Below are 13,798 nucleotides of genomic sequence, written 5' to 3' on the forward strand. Positions count from 1 at the left end.
GGACTAGCGAGCCGCGATCCTGGCGGCCGCCTTCGTCTCCGTCCGTCCCGCCGTCAGCGCCATCGTTGCCACGCTGACGACGCGCTGCACAACGTCCTCGACGTCGTCGAGATCGCATTTTCCTTCCGACAGTTTCGTCAGGCGCTCGCTCTCGCGGATGGTGTGATGCGCCATCGCGAGCGCGAAGTTCAGGCCCCAATAGATATCGACGTCGCTGCGGTCGGGCAGGGAGCGGCGCATCGCGCCCGCGAATTTCCGCAAATGATCGATCTCACGGTTCTTGATGCGGCGGATCGGCGGCACTGACTCGATCGAGGCGCGGATCATGAAGCGTGCCGCGGTGGAGCGCTGGTTCTCAGGGCCAAGGCAACCGCGCAGCGTGGGGCCGACCAGCGCACGCAGGATCACCTCGATCGGTGCGCGGCCGCCGCCGCCTTCCTCCGCCGCCTTCAGCTCGCGCAGGCGCTCGCGGTTGGTCGCGATCGAGCGGGTGACAAATAATTCCGCGATCAGCTCGTCCTTCGAGCCGAAATGATAGTTCACCGCAGCCAGGTTGACGTTCGCCTCCGCGACGATGTCCCGCAGCGTGACGTCGCCGAAGCCGCGATCGGCATAGAGCCGTTCCGCGGCGGCGAGAATGGCAGACCTCGTATGATCGCTGGCCATGGATTGCCCTCCGGGAGGGGAGTTGCATTTCAAACACTTGTATGAAACTATCGTTTGAAGGCCGGAGAAAGTCAATCCGCAATCGCAACTCGTTCGCATCAAGCGCAACGGTTCCGACGCTCGCAAAGCCTCATTCGCGCTTGCGGGCCGGGCATTGCGGGAGGACAGTCCGGCGCAAAACGAGATCGCAAAAGAGAGAGACCGAGGAGCGTCCCATGGATTTCGATATGTCGCCCAAGCAGAAGGAATGGCTCGACCGCGTGCAGTCCTTCATGGCCAAGCACGTGCGTCCGGCGGTGCCTGTTTACAACGAGCAGGATCACAGCGGCGAGCGCTGGAAGGTCATTCCTGTTCTCGAAGACCTCAAGAAGAAGGCGAAGGCCGAGGGCCTCTGGAACATGTTCATGCCGCCGAGCGAGCATGAGGATGACGAATTCCGCGGCGCGGGATTGAGCAATCTCGAATACGCGCTGCTCTCGGAAGAGATGGGCCGCATCACCTGGGCCTCGGAAGTGTTCAACTGCTCCGCGCCCGACACCGGCAACATGGAAGTCTTCATCCGCTACGGCTCCAAGGAGCAGAAGCGCAAATGGCTGCGTCCGCTGATGGACGGCGAGATCCGCTCGGCCTTCCTGATGACGGAACCGGCCGTCGCCTCGTCGGATGCCACCAACATCGAGACCCGCATCGAGAAGGACGGCGATCACTACGTCATCAACGGCCGCAAATGGTGGTCGTCGGGCGTCGGCGATCCCCGCTGCAAGATCGCGATCCTGATGGGCAAGACCGACTTCAACGCGGCCAAGCACCAGCAGCAGTCGCAGATCCTGGTTCCGCTCGACACCCCCGGCATCAAGGTCGAGAAGATGCTGCCCGTGTTCGGCTTCGACGATGCGCCGCACGGCCACGCCCAGGTGCTGCTCGATAACGTGCGCGTGCCCAAGGAGAACATCCTGCTGGGCGAGGGCCGTGGTTTCGAGATCGCACAGGGCCGTCTCGGTCCCGGCCGTATTCACCACTGCATGCGCACCATCGGCAAGGCCGAGGAAGCGCTGGAGAAGATGGTGAAGCGTCTGACGTCGCGCACCGCCTTCGGCAAGAAGATCGTCGAGCACTCCGTGTGGGAGCAGCGCATCGGCGAGGCCCGCACCAACATCGAGATGACGCGTCTGCTCTGCCTCAAGGCCGCCGACATGATGGACAAGGTCGGCAACAAGACCGCGCAGGCCGAGATCGCCATGATCAAGGTCGCCGCCCCCAACATGGCGCTGAAGATCATCGACGAGGCGATCCAGGCGTTTGGCGGCGCGGGCGTCTCCGACGATGCCGGCCTTGCCAAGGACTACGCCCACATCCGCACGCTGCGGCTCGCCGACGGTCCGGACGAGGTGCACAATCGCGCCATTGCAAGGCTCGAGGTTCGGAAGTATGCCAACTCTCCCAAGCATTAAGCGGGGGAGCCCTGCGGCGCTCCTGACTTGAAGAAACGACGGGGCGTGATCCAATCGCGGTGACCGCTTGACGCAAGTGCGTCGGCGGTTACCGATTAGGATCATGTTCGGACTGAAGAGGGAGCGTCACCGTGGCTGACGGCGTCAGGAAAGACGAAGAGTTCTCGGGCACCAAGCCGGTCGAGGAGCGTCATCGCTTCGACGAGCTGCGGCTCGAAGCCTGGATGCACGAGCACGTCGAAGGCTTTGAAGGCCCGCTGGTCGTCCTCCAGTTCAAGGGCGGCCAGTCCAATCCGACCTACCGGCTCAACACGCCGAAGCGCTCATACGTGATGCGCAGAAAGCCGTTCGGCAAATTGCTGCCCTCGGCGCATGCGGTCGATCGCGAGTATCGCGTCATCGCGGCCCTTGGAAAACAGGGTTTTCCGGTCGCCCATGCCTACGCACTGTGCCAGGACGACAGCATCATCGGCGCTGCCTTCTACATCATGTCGATGGAGGAGGGCCGCGTGTTCTGGGATCCGACGCTGCCGAGCCAGGACAATGACGCGCGCCGCAAGATCTTCACCAGCAAGATCGAGACGCTGGCGAAACTCCACATGTACGATCCCGTTGCGATCGGGCTCGGCGATTTCGGCAAGCCCGGCAATTATTTCGCGCGCCAGATCGACCGCTGGACCAAGCAGTATCGCGCGTCCGAGACCCAGCACATTCCGGAGTTCGAGAAGGTTGCCGAATGGCTGCCCAAGACGGTGCCGGAGCAGGCGCGCGTCTCGATCGTCCACGGCGACTATCGCCTCGACAACATGATTTTCCACGCGACGGAACCGCGCGTGCAGGCCGTGCTCGACTGGGAGCTGTCGACGCTCGGCGATCCCATGGCCGACTTTACCTATCTGTTGATGCAGTGGATCATGCCGGGCCTGCAGGGTGCCGACCTCAAGTCGCTCAACATCCCGAGCGTCGAGGAAGCCGCGCAGATCTATTGCAACGTCACCAAGATGACGGTGCCTGATCTCAACTGGTACTTCGCCTACAATCTGTTCCGCCTCGCCGGCATCACCCAGGGCATCGCCGGCCGCGTCCGCGACGGCACCGCCGCCAACGCCAAGGCGCTGGAGTCAGCCAAGCGCACCGTGCCGCTGTCGAAGGCGTCATGGGAATACGCGCAGAAGGCGGGGGCGGTGTAGGAATAACAAGAGCGCGGCGGTGGCCGCGCTTTTTTGTTTCGTGCGATGCCTGCTTCTACATACATGGCGTCATTGCCCGCGAAAGCGGGCAATCCGGTACTCCGTGGCAGTCGTGATTGAATCGAGGGGCGCGGCGTACTGCATGCCCCGCCGGAGCCTGTCATCAGGCTCGCCAGAGGCGAGGGCCGATGGCGGGGCATGACCCCAGTCGGCTTGTCCGGCCGTTGAGCATGACCATATCTCCCCCGCAAGGAGACGGTCATGATCCAGCAACTGCGCATCTACGAGATATTCGAGAAGAATAAGGCCGCATTCCACGCCCGGTTCCGCGACCATGCCGCGCGCATCATGCGAACCAAGTACGGCTTCCGGATTATGACGATGTGGGAGACCAAGTCAGGCGAACGCACCGAATTCGCCTATCTGCTGGAATGGCCTGACGAGGCGACCAAGACATCGGCGTGGGCGGCCTTCATGGCGGACGCCGAGTGGATCGAAATCAAGCGGGTGACGCACGCGGAGCATGGACTCATGGTAGGGCAGATCGAGGACCGCCTGCTCGTGCCGGTGGACTATTCGCCGTCGTTCAGCATCCTGCACTGATACGCCTTCGGAGCCGCGACCATGATCGACCACGCCACCCTCATCACCTACATCCTGATCGTTCTCGGTTTTGTGTTCATTCCCGGCCCGGCGACGCTACTGACCATGGCGAGGGCTGCCAGCTCGGGAACGAGAGTGGGCATCGCGACCGGCGGCGGGATTGCGGCCGGTGACTTGATCCACACCAGCATGGCCATCGTGGGCCTGTCGGCAATCATCGCGGCCTCCGCGCTGCTCTTCAGCATCGTCAAATATGCCGGCGCGGCGTTCCTAATCTATCTCGGCATTCGCGCGATGCTCGACAAGGCGCCGATCGAGCTGAACGGCCCTGCGCCCGCAATCAGCGCGGGCCGCGCCTTCCGGCAGGCTGTGCTGACCGAAGTACTCAATCCCAAGACCGCGCTGTTCTTCCTCGCCTTCCTGCCGCAATTCGTGCGGCCGGAGCACGGCTCGATCGGACTTCAGCTTGCGATCCTCGGCGTCGTCTTCGTGCTGCTCGGCCTGCTCAGCACGGTGGTGTTTGCGCTGGGCGCCGGCCGCCTCGGCAATCTGCTACGCCGCCATCCAGCCGTGGTGAAGTGGCAGGGCAAGGTGGTCGGCACCATTTACTGCGCCGTTGGCGTGCGGCTGGCCCTGCAGGAGCGATGAGGGCAGCACTGCTCCTCCGTCCGCTCTCGGAAGGTGGGCAAAGGCGCGTAGCGCCGTGCCCACCAGTCGTTCGTGGAGGATCCAGATCGCAGGCACGACACTACGGCAGCGTCGCCTATGTCTTCGCGCAATGCGCGATCAGCTTCTCCACGAAATCAGCGCACTTCTCCAACTCCGCCATCGCTATGAACTCATCCGGTGTATGCGCCTGTGCAATCGAGCCCGGGCCGATCACCACGGAGGGAATATCGGCCATGCTGGTGAACAGGCTCGCCTCGGTGCCGAAGGCGACCTTGGCGTGGTCGTTGCGCCCCGCAAGGCTCTTGGCGAGCGTGACGATGGCGGCATCGGCCCTGGTGTCGAGCGCGGGGTAGTCGAGGATCTCCTCGAAATCGATGCCGCATTCCGGACTTCTCGCCTTCATCGCCGGCTCCAACTCGGCCTTGGCCCAGGCGACGATCGAATCCGTTACCTCCTTGGACTCGGTGATGCCGATGCCGCGGCATTCGAAATCCACCGTGCAGGTATCAGGCACGATGTTCAGCGCGGCTCCACCGTGCACGATGCTGGTGAGCAGGGTGGAGTGCGGCACGTCATAGAGGCTATTGCGTTCGACTTCGGCCGCGAGCTTCACGGCGCGGCGGCGGATCTCGGTGATCATCTCGGCGGCATATTCGATGGCGTTGACACCGTCAGGCGCGATCGAGGAGTGGCGGGCGAGGCCATGGAACGTCGCGCGCACGCCGTGCTTGCCCTTGTGGCCGATGATGACCTTCATCTCGGTCGGCTCGCCGATGAAGGCGCCGAGCGGCCGCACTTTCTTCTTCGCGACCTCGAGAAGCATCGGTCGCACGCCGATGCAGCCGATTTCCTCGTCATAGGAGATGGCGAGATGAATCGGCGTCGTCAACTTGGACTCCAGCATCTCCGGTGCCATCGCGAGACACACCGCGACGAAACCCTTCATGTCGGTGGTGCCGCGGCCGTAGAGCCTGCCGTCGCGCTCAATGAGCTTGAACGGATCGTGGCTCCAGTCCTGGCCCACGACAGGCACGACGTCGGTATGACCTGATAGCACAAGGCCGGCCTTGTCCTCCGGTCCGATCGTCACCCAGAGCGAAGCCTTTTGCCCTGTCTCGTCGGTTATGCGCTCGCCCTTGACGCCAAGGAAGGCGAGATAGCTTTCGATATGCGTGATCAAAGGCAGGTTTGTGCGATCGCTGATGGTGTCGAAGGCGACGAGCTCGGCGAGCATGTTGCGGATGCGATCGGTACGGGAACTCGGGAAGATGGGATTGGGCATTGTCTCGTTCATGTGATGGAGGACGGGGGTCGCCGCTTGCACGAAACATACCAATGGACTGGCGGTTCGGGCAAATGCGACCCGCGAAGGTTGCTCCCGCCGAATCTCAGGAGAGCGCGGACAGATCCTTCGGCAGCATTCGCTTGTACAGATCGAGCATACGCCGCGCTTCTGCTGACGGCAGCGAGATCGCATGCCGAACCGTGGCCGCGATCTGGATCATCGCGAGTTGCGAAAAGGAGGTGAGGGCGGCAGCGGGCTGTTTGGGCGCGACCCGATGCAGGGCCTCGCGCAGGAGACCGGCGAGATAGGCAACGTCTTCCTCGTCGATGCTCTGAAGCGTCCGGTCTCCCTGCGTCGCCTGCCAGATGTGATGCATCACGGGATGCTCGCGGAACATCTGGTAATAGCCGTCGGTGATGCGGCCGAGCGCTGCATGAAGGTCGGACAGCTTCTTCATCTCGGCAAGGTCGCGCGCTACGCATTCGCGGCCGATGGCATTGCAGCGCTCGGCAAGTGTTCCGATCACGGCGCTCTTGTCCGGAAAATATTGATAGAGCGAGCCGAAGGCGATGCCGGTGCGCTCGACAATGTCGCTCATCCGGAAGGCGTCGCTGCCTTTTTCCGTCAATATCTCGCTTGCTGCGATCAGGATGCGATCGAAACGCTCCCGGCTGCGCTCCTGCGTCGGCACCAGCGGCGTGCGCCGCCCGGCCGCTTGCGTCGCTTTGCCCGCCCTGATCTTCCGTTCCGGCATCCTGATTTCCCGCGATCCGCGCTTGACGCCAAAAATAAGAGAGTCTATCGCTTTTATCAAATACGAGAGTTTATCGTATTTAATGGAGGCGTGGCATGCGGCAGGTTTTGACGAGCGGATTGCTGTGGTTTTCAGCCCTTGGCTGCGGCCTCATGGCCGGCGTCTATTTCGCCTTCTCGACCTTCATCATGACCTCGCTCGGCCGTCTCGATCAGGCCGCCGGCATTGCGGCGATGAACGCGATCAATGCCGACATCGTGCGCTCGCCGTTCATGCCGCTATTCCTCGGGACCACGGTGGCGGGCGCGGCTTTGGTGGTGATCGGCGCACTGCGTTTCAACGAGCCGGGGGCGATCAGCATGATCGCCGGCGGTGGCCTCTACGTCATCGGGATGTTCGTGGTGACGATGGCGTTCAATGTGCCGCTGAACGACGCACTCGCCGCGGTGCAGGCCTCTGCGCCGGAGGCGGGCGCGGTGTGGACAACGTATCTGAAGGACTGGGTGTTCTGGAACCATGTGCGGACGGTCGTGTCGGCAGCGGCGAGCGCGCTCTTTATCGTTGCGCTCGCTGCGTAGCCCGGATGGCGCAAAATTCAGGCGAGACAAGCCGTGAGGATGCGAAGGTCCGCCTGCGATGAAGTTGCGGATCGAAAGAGCGGCGCCGCCACCACACGCTCCGTCCTTGCGAGCGTAGCTGCGCAGCAGCGTAAGAACGCTGCAGCGCGTCCGGGATATGCGAGAAAGCGTATTAAACCGGCTTCCCTGTGTAAGGCATCGAGGCCGTCAGGCCGCCGTCCACCGGGAACGCCTGGCCGTTGACATACGACGCCTCGTCGCTCGCCAGGAACAACCCCATCGCGGCAAGCTCGTGCGGCTGGCCGGGGCGCTTCAGCGGATTGAGCTGGCCGATCTTGTCCTGGGTGCCGCGCTCCTTGGCGCGGTCGAAGATCGGCTTGGTCATGCCTGTTTCGATAAGGCCCGGGCAGACCGCATTGATGCGTACGCCGGTGCCGGTGAGCGAATAGGCCGTGGTCTGCACGAGAGAGATCACGCCGGCCTTGCTCGCGGCATAGGGATGTCCGCTCGCGCCGGCCTTGAGGCCCGCAACCGACGCCGTGAGCACGATCGCGCCGGACTGCTGCTTCACCATGTGGGGCATCGCGTACTTCACCGCGAGGAACGGGCCGATCAGGTTGACGCGCAGGATTTCCTGCCAGTGTTCGACCGTCTGCTCGGCGATCGGAATGAGGCCGCCGGAGACGCCGGCATTGGCCCAGATCACGTCGAGCCTTCCATGCGTCTTCACCGCCTTGTCGATGACGGCCATGACGTCGGTCTCGGAGCCGGCATCGGCGATCATCGCCTCGGCAATGCCGCCGGCCTTCTTCACCTCGTCGACGGTCTCCTTCACCGCCTCGGTGCGATCGACCGCGATCAGTTTTGCGCCTTCCCTGGTGAACAGGTGCGCAGCCGCGCGGCCGATGCCGCTGCCGGCGCCGGTGATGATGACGGATTTGCCTTGCAGGCGACCCATGCGTTTCTCCCTTTGGTGCGCGCGCGACGCTTGCCGCGCGACGGAATTTCAAACAGAATTTCAAACGGCAAAGTGTCTTGAGACACGTTCACACCTGACGTACAGCGACATCACACGGGATGGAAGAGGCTCAATGGCAACCGCAGACAAGCCTGATGTGGTCACGACGCGCTGGTGGTGGGTTCGTCACGCGCCGGTGCGCAATGACGGCGGCAACATCTACGGGCAGAGCGATCTTCCCTGCGACACCAGCGACACCTACGTGTTCAACGCCGTTGCCAAGGTGCTGCCGCGCAACGCGGTCTGGTATTCGAGCAATCTGATGCGCACGCATCAGACCGCCGAAGCGATCTGGGAGGCCGGCTACCCGCGGCCTGCGTCGATGAAATGGGAGGCTGATCTCGCCGAACAGAATCTCGGCCGCTGGCAGGGCATGAACCGCGCCGCGTTCATCGCCAGCCGTCCCGTCGGTTCGAGCTGGTTCGCCGACATCAACGAGCCCGCGCCTGGCGGCGAAAGCTTCATGGACCTCTACAACCGCACCCGCCGCACCGTCGAACGGATCAACAATGAGGCGGGCGGGCAGGACATCATCGCAGTCGCGCATGGCGGAACCATCAAGGCGGCGATCGGCCTCGCGCTCGACGGCCAGGTCGAGCGGGCGCTGTCGTTCGACATCGACAACGTCTCGATCACGCGGCTCGATTATTTCGCAAGCCCCGAGCGCAGCGTCTGGCGGCTGCCGATGGTGAACCAGCAGCCGTGGATCGCCGACGATGCGCATGCCGAGCTGCATCAGTTGGCGGGACCGGAAGTCAAGAAGCTGGCGTAAGCGAATTGTCATTCCGGGACGGTCCGCAGGACCGAACGCGGTATCACATTGAAGATCACTCTGGGAGAGAAACATGACCTTGTTCGACATGAAGGGGAAAGTCGCCGTCATCACCGGCTCGACGCGCGGCATCGGACTTGCGATCGCGGAACGCATGGCGGAGCACGGCGCCAAGGTCGTGATTTCCTCGCGCAAGGCGGACGTCTGCGAAGAGGTCGCCAAGGGCATCAACGACAAGTTCGGCAAGGGCACTGCGGTCGCGATCGCCGCCAACATCTCCTCGAAGGAAAATCTGCAGAACCTCGTCGACGAGAGCAACCGCGCCTTCGGCAAGATCGACGTGCTGGTCTGCAATGCGGCGTCCAATCCGTATTACGGTCCGCTCGCCGGCATCTCCGATGATCAATTCCGAAAGATTCTCGACAACAACATCGTCGCCAACAACTGGTTGATCTCGATGGTGGTGCCGCAGATGATCGAGCGCAAGGACGGCTCCGTCATCATCGTCTCTTCGATCGGCGGCCTGAAGGGCTCGACCATCCTCGGCGCCTACGCGATCTCGAAGGCTGCCGACATGCAACTCGCGCGCAACCTCGCCTGCGAATACGGCAAGCACAACATCCGCGTGAACTGCATCGCGCCCGGCCTGATCAAGACCGACTTTGCCAAAGCGCTGTGGGACAATCCGGAGAATTTGAAAGCCTCGACCTCGCGCTCGCCGTTGCTGCGCATCGGCATCCCCGACGAGATCGCCGGCGCGGCGGTGTTCCTCGGTTCGAAGGCCGGCGACTTCATGACCGGCCAGACCATGGTGATCGACGGCGGCGCGACGATCAGCTGACGCGTCAATGCCGGTGTCATCGCCCGCGAAAGCGGGCGATCCAGTACTCCGCGGCGGAAGTTGTGTGAACGAACTGCCGCCGCGGAGTACTCGATGCCCCGGTCAAGCCGGGGCATGACAGCGAGTGTGTGGATGCGGCCTCGCGACGCGAGCCTAAGCGAGCGATTTCAATCCACCGCCGCGTAAACCAGATCCCGCACCAGCGTCCTTGTAAAATCGCGCTGGCCCGGACCTTGCGTCATGAACACCGTGAACAGATCCTCCCTCGGATCGATCCAGAAGAACGTGCCGGCGATGCCGCTCCAGAAATAGTTGCCGACGCTGCCGGGGAAGGGCGCGATGCCGGCCTCGCGGCGGACGGCGAAGCCGAGACCGAAACCATGGCCCGGCGAGAGCAGCGTGCCGTTGGTGACGACGTGAGGCCCGAGATGGTCGGACGCCATCAGTTCCAGCGTCTTGCGGCCGATGATCCTGACGCCGTCGAGCGTGCCGCCATTGCGCAGCATCAGCGCGAAGCGGGCATAGTCCATCGTGGTCGAGACCAGACCGCCGCCGCCTGATTCCATCACCGGCTGCTCGAGCATGTTGAACAGCGCGACCTTGTCGCCGGTCCAGGGATCGGCTTCGAACGGCTGGGCGAGCCTGCCAGCATTGGCCTCGGAGGTGGAGAAGCCGGTCTCGGTCATCTGCAAGGGCGCGAGGATGCGTTCGGTGACGAACGTGCCGAGTGATTTGCCGCTGACGACCTCGATGATGCGGCCGAGAATGTCGGTGGAGCGGCTGTAGTTGAACTCGTCGCCGGGGTGGCAGACGAGGGGGAAGCTCGCCACCAGCGCGGCGTGCTCGGCATTGGTGATCTTGCGGCTGCGGACGCGGGACTCCTGGTAGATCTTGTGCACGGGGCCATCGCCCTGGTGCTCGTAAGTCAAGCCCGAGGTGTGGCGGAGCAGGTCCTGCACCGTCATCGGCCGCTTCGGTGGAACCAGTTCCAGCCTGCCGCCGCTGACGACGCCGACTTTCTGGTTCGCGAACTCCGGAATGAACTTGGCGACGGGATCGCCAAGGAGCAGGTGGCCGTCCTCGACCAGCGCCATGACGCCGACCGACACGATCGGCTTGGTCATCGAGAAGATCCGGAAGATCGAATCAAGCGCCATCGCCGGACCCGCCGGGCCCTGCTTGCCGAGCGCCTCGAACCAGCCGATTTGGCCGCGGCGGGCCACCAGCACGGTCACTCCGGGCACGGTTCCCTTGTCGATCTCGCGCTTGAAGGCGTCCGACATCGCCTGGAGGCGGGATCGCGACAGGCCCAGCGTTTCCGGATTGGCCTCGGGCAGAGGCGGGGTTTTCGGCGGGGTCGAGGGGCGGGCGGCGGTGGCGGTCATGTTCACTCCCGGGGGCGCGTTATTATAGGGAACGAAGAGTGGCCCAGAAGCCGCGGTACAAACAAGCGAAGCCAGCGCGCTTCACCCTTGCAATCCGTCCTTGCAATCCGGCCGTCCCCTGTGCTTGAAAGCGCCCCTGATCCGCGTGGCAACGCGAGGGTCCGTAGGAGTGTAGCTCAATTGGTAGAGCACCGGTCTCCAAAACCGGGGGTCGCAGGTTCGAGCCCTGCCACTCCTGCCAGCTAATCCCGACATTCAGGATCGACAGGCGGGACGGCGCCGGGCCGAAGGCGCGGACCGCGGTCAGCGGCCCCTGTAAACCCTTGATCTGCATCACGTCCGTCAGCCGGCCCCGCGCGCATCGCACTCCGGCCACACCTTGACCTTTGGCCCCATCCGCAGTAGATACCCCGCACTCGCAGCCGGCCCGTTAGACGCGGATCTCCGGCGCGGCTTTGAAATCCCCGAACATCAGAGCCCGGTTTTCCGGCTCATCCTTCGAGACAGAGGGCTGGGCCACAGGCGGCTGTTCGGATCCCTGAAATCCTCAATGGCGTCTCAAACGATGGCAGTCAGCCCGTTCAAGTTCTTGCAGGAAGTGCGCTCGGAGACCGCCAAGGTCACCTGGCCGACCCGTCGTGAGACCACGATCACCACCATCATGGTGTTCGTGATGGTCGCCGTGGCCTCGATCTTCTTCTTCGCCGCCGACCAGATCATCCGCTACCTCATCACCTTCCTTTTGGGCATTCACTGATGGCTACAGCAACGGCTCAACTGTCCGACAAGCGCTGGTACATCGTCCACGCCTATTCGAACTTCGAGAAGAAGGTCGCCGAATCCATTCGCGAGCAGGCCAAGCAGCGCGGGCTCGAGGAGCTGTTCGAGCTGGTGCTGGTTCCGACCGAGAAGGTCACGGAGGTGCGCCGCGGCCGCAAGATCGACGCCGAGCGCAAGTTCTTCCCGGGCTACGTGCTGGTGAAGATGAAGCTGACCGACGAGGCGTTTCATCTGATCAAGAACACCCCGAAGGTCACGGGCTTCCTCGGCGCCGAGAACAAGCCGATGCCGATCTCTGAAGCCGAGGCCATGCGCATCCTGCATCAGGTGCAGGAGGGCGTGGAGCGGCCGAAGGCGTCGGTGTCGTTCGAGATCGGCGAGAACGTGCGCGTGGCCGATGGCCCGTTCGCCTCGTTCTCGGGTGTGGTCGAGGAAATCGACGAGGCGCGCTCGCGTGTGAAGGTCGCGGTGTCGATCTTCGGTCGCGCAACGCCGGTCGAACTGGAATTCGGTCAGGTCGAGAAGGTCTGACCGGGTAACGCGTAAAGCCGAGAGGCTTTGCGCAAAGAGAGGCCGTGGGAGGGAGAGGGCGGTTGCCAGCCGCATCCGACCCAGACCACGAACCTGAAACCGCCGGCACTCGTCGGCACAACAGGAGTGATACATGGCAAAGAAAGTGACCGGATACCTGAAGCTTCAGGTCCCGGCCGGTGCGGCGAATCCCTCGCCCCCGATCGGTCCCGCGCTTGGTCAGCGCGGTCTCAACATCATGGAGTTCTGCAAGGCGTTCAACGCCCAGACCCAGAAGGAAGAGAAGAACACCCCGATTCCCGTCGTGATCACGATCTACGCCGATCGTTCGTTCACGTTCGAGATGAAGACCCCCCCGATGTCCTTCTTCCTCAAGCAGGCTGCCAAGATCCAGTCCGGCTCGAAGGCGCCGGGCCGTGACAAGGCCGGCAAGGTGACCAAGGCGCAGGTGCGCGAGATCGCCGAGAAGAAGATGAAGGATCTCAATTGCGATACCATCGAATCGGCCATGAAGATGGTCGAGGGCTCCGCCCGTTCGATGGGTCTGGAAGTTGCGGGGTAAGCGGTCATGGCAATCGGAAAGCGTTTGAACAAAGCCCGCGAAGGTGTTGACCGCGAGAAGCTCTACCCGCTCGCGGACGCCATCAAGATGGTCAAGGAACGCGCGAAAGCGAAGTTCGACGAGACCATCGAGGTCGCGATCAATCTCGGCGTTGATCCGCGTCACGCCGACCAGATGGTCCGCGGCGTCGTGACCCTGCCGAACGGCACCGGCCGTACGCTCCGTGTCGGCGTGTTCGCCCGCGGCGCCAAGGCTGACGAAGCCAAGGCCGCCGGTGCCGACGTCGTCGGCGCCGAAGACCTGGTCGAGAAGGTGCAGAACGGCGCGATCGATTTCGACCGCTGTATCGCCACCCCCGACATGATGCCGCTGGTCGGCCGTCTCGGTAAGGTGCTCGGGCCGCGCGGCCTGATGCCGAACCCGAAGATCGGCACCGTGACCATGGACGTCACCGGTGCGGTGAAGGGTGCCAAGGGCGGCTCGGTCGAGTTCCGCGTCGAGAAGGCGGGCATCCTGCAGGCCGGCGTCGGCAAGGCCTCGTTCTCCGAGGAGAAGCTGGTCGAGAACATCAAGGCGCTCGCGGATGCGGTTGCGAAGGCGAAGCCGGCTGGCTCCAAGGGCACCTACATCCAGCGCGTTGCGGTATCCTCGACGATGGGCCCGGGCGTGAAGGTCGAGCCGGGTACCATTCTCGGCTAAGTCTGGAAATTGCA

16 protein-coding genes and 1 tRNA gene are annotated in these 13,798 nt (G+C 63.3%); 12 read left to right on the top strand and 5 right to left on the bottom strand.

Annotated features, from left to right (window positions below; translation table 11 throughout):
* Nucleotides 1-3: 3 nt before the first annotated feature.
* Nucleotides 4-666, bottom strand: coding sequence for a TetR/AcrR family transcriptional regulator (locus QY049_RS36910; protein WP_194482245.1), 663 nt, complete (start codon nt 664-666; stop codon nt 4-6).
* Between the two features lie 215 nt (nt 667-881).
* On the opposite strand from QY049_RS36910, the gene QY049_RS36915 reads away from it, so the two are divergent.
* The 4 genes from QY049_RS36915 to QY049_RS36930 all read left to right on the top strand — a co-directional run bounded on the left by QY049_RS36915 (nt 882) and on the right by QY049_RS36930 (nt 4,558).
* A complete protein-coding gene (locus QY049_RS36915) occupies nt 882-2,117 on the top strand; it encodes an acyl-CoA dehydrogenase family protein (protein ID WP_301270534.1) in 1,236 nt (411 codons plus the stop codon).
* Nucleotides 2,118-2,248: 131 nt separating this feature from the next.
* The gene (locus tag QY049_RS36920; protein WP_301270535.1) at nt 2,249-3,307 is read left to right on the top strand and encodes a phosphotransferase family protein; all 1,059 of its coding nucleotides are present in this window, start codon (nt 2,249-2,251) and stop codon (nt 3,305-3,307) included.
* Between the two features lie 261 nt (nt 3,308-3,568).
* Nucleotides 3,569-3,910, top strand: coding sequence for an NIPSNAP family protein (locus tag QY049_RS36925; protein ID WP_301270536.1), 342 nt, complete (start codon nt 3,569-3,571; stop codon nt 3,908-3,910).
* Between the two features lie 21 nt (nt 3,911-3,931).
* Nucleotides 3,932-4,558 carry a LysE family translocator gene (locus QY049_RS36930; protein ID WP_301270537.1) on the top strand — a complete coding sequence of 209 codons (627 nt, stop codon included), beginning with the start codon at nt 3,932-3,934 and terminating at the stop codon, nt 4,556-4,558.
* Nucleotides 4,559-4,673: 115 nt separating this feature from the next.
* On the opposite strand, the gene argE is transcribed toward QY049_RS36930, so the two are convergent.
* Complete coding sequence (gene argE, locus QY049_RS36935) at nt 4,674-5,861, bottom strand: acetylornithine deacetylase (RefSeq protein ID WP_301270538.1); 1,188 nt, start codon at nt 5,859-5,861, stop codon at nt 4,674-4,676.
* Nucleotides 5,862-5,967: 106 nt separating this feature from the next.
* Nucleotides 5,968-6,618: a TetR/AcrR family transcriptional regulator gene (locus QY049_RS36940; protein ID WP_301270539.1), complete on the bottom strand. Its 651-nt coding sequence runs from the start codon at nt 6,616-6,618 to the stop codon at nt 5,968-5,970.
* 95 nt (nt 6,619-6,713) lie between these two features.
* On the opposite strand from QY049_RS36940, the gene QY049_RS36945 reads away from it, so the two are divergent.
* Nucleotides 6,714-7,196 (top strand): DUF1772 domain-containing protein, encoded by a 483-nt coding sequence (locus tag QY049_RS36945; RefSeq protein WP_301270540.1) that lies wholly within the window; start codon nt 6,714-6,716, stop codon nt 7,194-7,196.
* A 172-nt stretch (nt 7,197-7,368) separates the two neighbouring features.
* Here the strand turns inward: QY049_RS36945 and QY049_RS36950 are convergent, their stop codons facing one another.
* A complete protein-coding gene (locus QY049_RS36950; RefSeq protein WP_194482251.1) occupies nt 7,369-8,154 on the bottom strand; it encodes an SDR family NAD(P)-dependent oxidoreductase in 786 nt (261 codons plus the stop codon).
* 133 nt (nt 8,155-8,287) lie between these two features.
* On the opposite strand from QY049_RS36950, the gene QY049_RS36955 reads away from it, so the two are divergent.
* Both QY049_RS36955 and QY049_RS36960 read left to right on the top strand, forming a co-directional pair.
* Complete coding sequence (locus tag QY049_RS36955; RefSeq protein ID WP_194482252.1) at nt 8,288-8,986, top strand: histidine phosphatase family protein; 699 nt, start codon at nt 8,288-8,290, stop codon at nt 8,984-8,986.
* A 73-nt stretch (nt 8,987-9,059) separates the two neighbouring features.
* Nucleotides 9,060-9,827, top strand: coding sequence for an SDR family NAD(P)-dependent oxidoreductase (locus tag QY049_RS36960; RefSeq protein ID WP_194482253.1), 768 nt, complete (start codon nt 9,060-9,062; stop codon nt 9,825-9,827).
* Between the two features lie 167 nt (nt 9,828-9,994).
* Here QY049_RS36960 and QY049_RS36965 read toward each other — a convergent pair whose 3' ends face one another.
* Complete coding sequence (locus QY049_RS36965) at nt 9,995-11,212, bottom strand: serine hydrolase (RefSeq protein WP_301270541.1); 1,218 nt, start codon at nt 11,210-11,212, stop codon at nt 9,995-9,997.
* Nucleotides 11,213-11,377: 165 nt separating this feature from the next.
* Between QY049_RS36965 and QY049_RS36970 the strand changes: the two genes are divergently transcribed.
* From QY049_RS36970 to rplA, 5 genes are all read left to right on the top strand, one after another.
* Nucleotides 11,378-11,453, top strand: a tRNA-Trp gene (locus QY049_RS36970).
* A 324-nt stretch (nt 11,454-11,777) separates the two neighbouring features.
* Nucleotides 11,778-11,969 (top strand): preprotein translocase subunit SecE, encoded by a 192-nt coding sequence (gene secE / locus QY049_RS36975; protein WP_007611620.1) that lies wholly within the window; start codon nt 11,778-11,780, stop codon nt 11,967-11,969.
* Entirely contained in the window at nt 11,969-12,523 is a 555-nt protein-coding gene (nusG, locus tag QY049_RS36980) for a transcription termination/antitermination protein NusG (protein ID WP_007602985.1), read from the top strand. Before secE ends, nusG begins: the two co-directional genes overlap by 1 nt.
* 133 nt (nt 12,524-12,656) lie before the next feature.
* On the top strand, nt 12,657-13,085 hold the full coding sequence (gene rplK, locus QY049_RS36985) for a 50S ribosomal protein L11 (RefSeq protein WP_008136439.1): 429 nt from the start codon (nt 12,657-12,659) through the stop codon (nt 13,083-13,085).
* A gap of 6 nt (nt 13,086-13,091) precedes the next feature.
* Nucleotides 13,092-13,784 carry a 50S ribosomal protein L1 gene (gene rplA, locus QY049_RS36990; RefSeq protein ID WP_128951210.1) on the top strand — a complete coding sequence of 231 codons (693 nt, stop codon included), beginning with the start codon at nt 13,092-13,094 and terminating at the stop codon, nt 13,782-13,784.
* The last annotated feature ends 14 nt before the right edge of the window (nt 13,785-13,798 follow it).

Source organism: Bradyrhizobium sp. WYCCWR 13022, assembly GCF_030435535.1.
GTDB lineage: Bacteria > Pseudomonadota > Alphaproteobacteria > Rhizobiales > Xanthobacteraceae > Bradyrhizobium.

Bases quoted from the DNA above. Each gene is read 5' to 3' on its own strand.
- QY049_RS36910 (WP_194482245.1), bottom strand. From the start codon at position 666: ATGGCCAGCGATCATACGAGGTCTGCCATTCTCGCCGCCGCGGAACGG.
- QY049_RS36915 (WP_301270534.1), top strand. From the start codon at position 882: ATGGATTTCGATATGTCGCCCAAGCAGAAGGAATGGCTCGACCGCGTG.
- QY049_RS36925 (WP_301270536.1), top strand. From the start codon at position 3,569: ATGATCCAGCAACTGCGCATCTACGAGATATTCGAGAAGAATAAGGCC.
- QY049_RS36930 (WP_301270537.1), top strand. From the start codon at position 3,932: ATGATCGACCACGCCACCCTCATCACCTACATCCTGATCGTTCTCGGT.
- argE (WP_301270538.1), bottom strand. From the start codon at position 5,861: ATGCCCAATCCCATCTTCCCGAGTTCCCGTACCGATCGCATCCGCAAC.
- QY049_RS36940 (WP_301270539.1), bottom strand. From the start codon at position 6,618: ATGCCGGAACGGAAGATCAGGGCGGGCAAAGCGACGCAAGCGGCCGGG.
- QY049_RS36945 (WP_301270540.1), top strand. From the start codon at position 6,714: ATGCGGCAGGTTTTGACGAGCGGATTGCTGTGGTTTTCAGCCCTTGGC.
- QY049_RS36950 (WP_194482251.1), bottom strand. From the start codon at position 8,154: ATGGGTCGCCTGCAAGGCAAATCCGTCATCATCACCGGCGCCGGCAGC.
- QY049_RS36955 (WP_194482252.1), top strand. From the start codon at position 8,288: ATGGCAACCGCAGACAAGCCTGATGTGGTCACGACGCGCTGGTGGTGG.
- QY049_RS36960 (WP_194482253.1), top strand. From the start codon at position 9,060: ATGACCTTGTTCGACATGAAGGGGAAAGTCGCCGTCATCACCGGCTCG.
- QY049_RS36965 (WP_301270541.1), bottom strand. From the start codon at position 11,212: ATGACCGCCACCGCCGCCCGCCCCTCGACCCCGCCGAAAACCCCGCCT.
- secE (WP_007611620.1), top strand. From the start codon at position 11,778: ATGGCAGTCAGCCCGTTCAAGTTCTTGCAGGAAGTGCGCTCGGAGACC.
- nusG (WP_007602985.1), top strand. From the start codon at position 11,969: ATGGCTACAGCAACGGCTCAACTGTCCGACAAGCGCTGGTACATCGTC.
- rplK (WP_008136439.1), top strand. From the start codon at position 12,657: ATGGCAAAGAAAGTGACCGGATACCTGAAGCTTCAGGTCCCGGCCGGT.
- rplA (WP_128951210.1), top strand. From the start codon at position 13,092: ATGGCAATCGGAAAGCGTTTGAACAAAGCCCGCGAAGGTGTTGACCGC.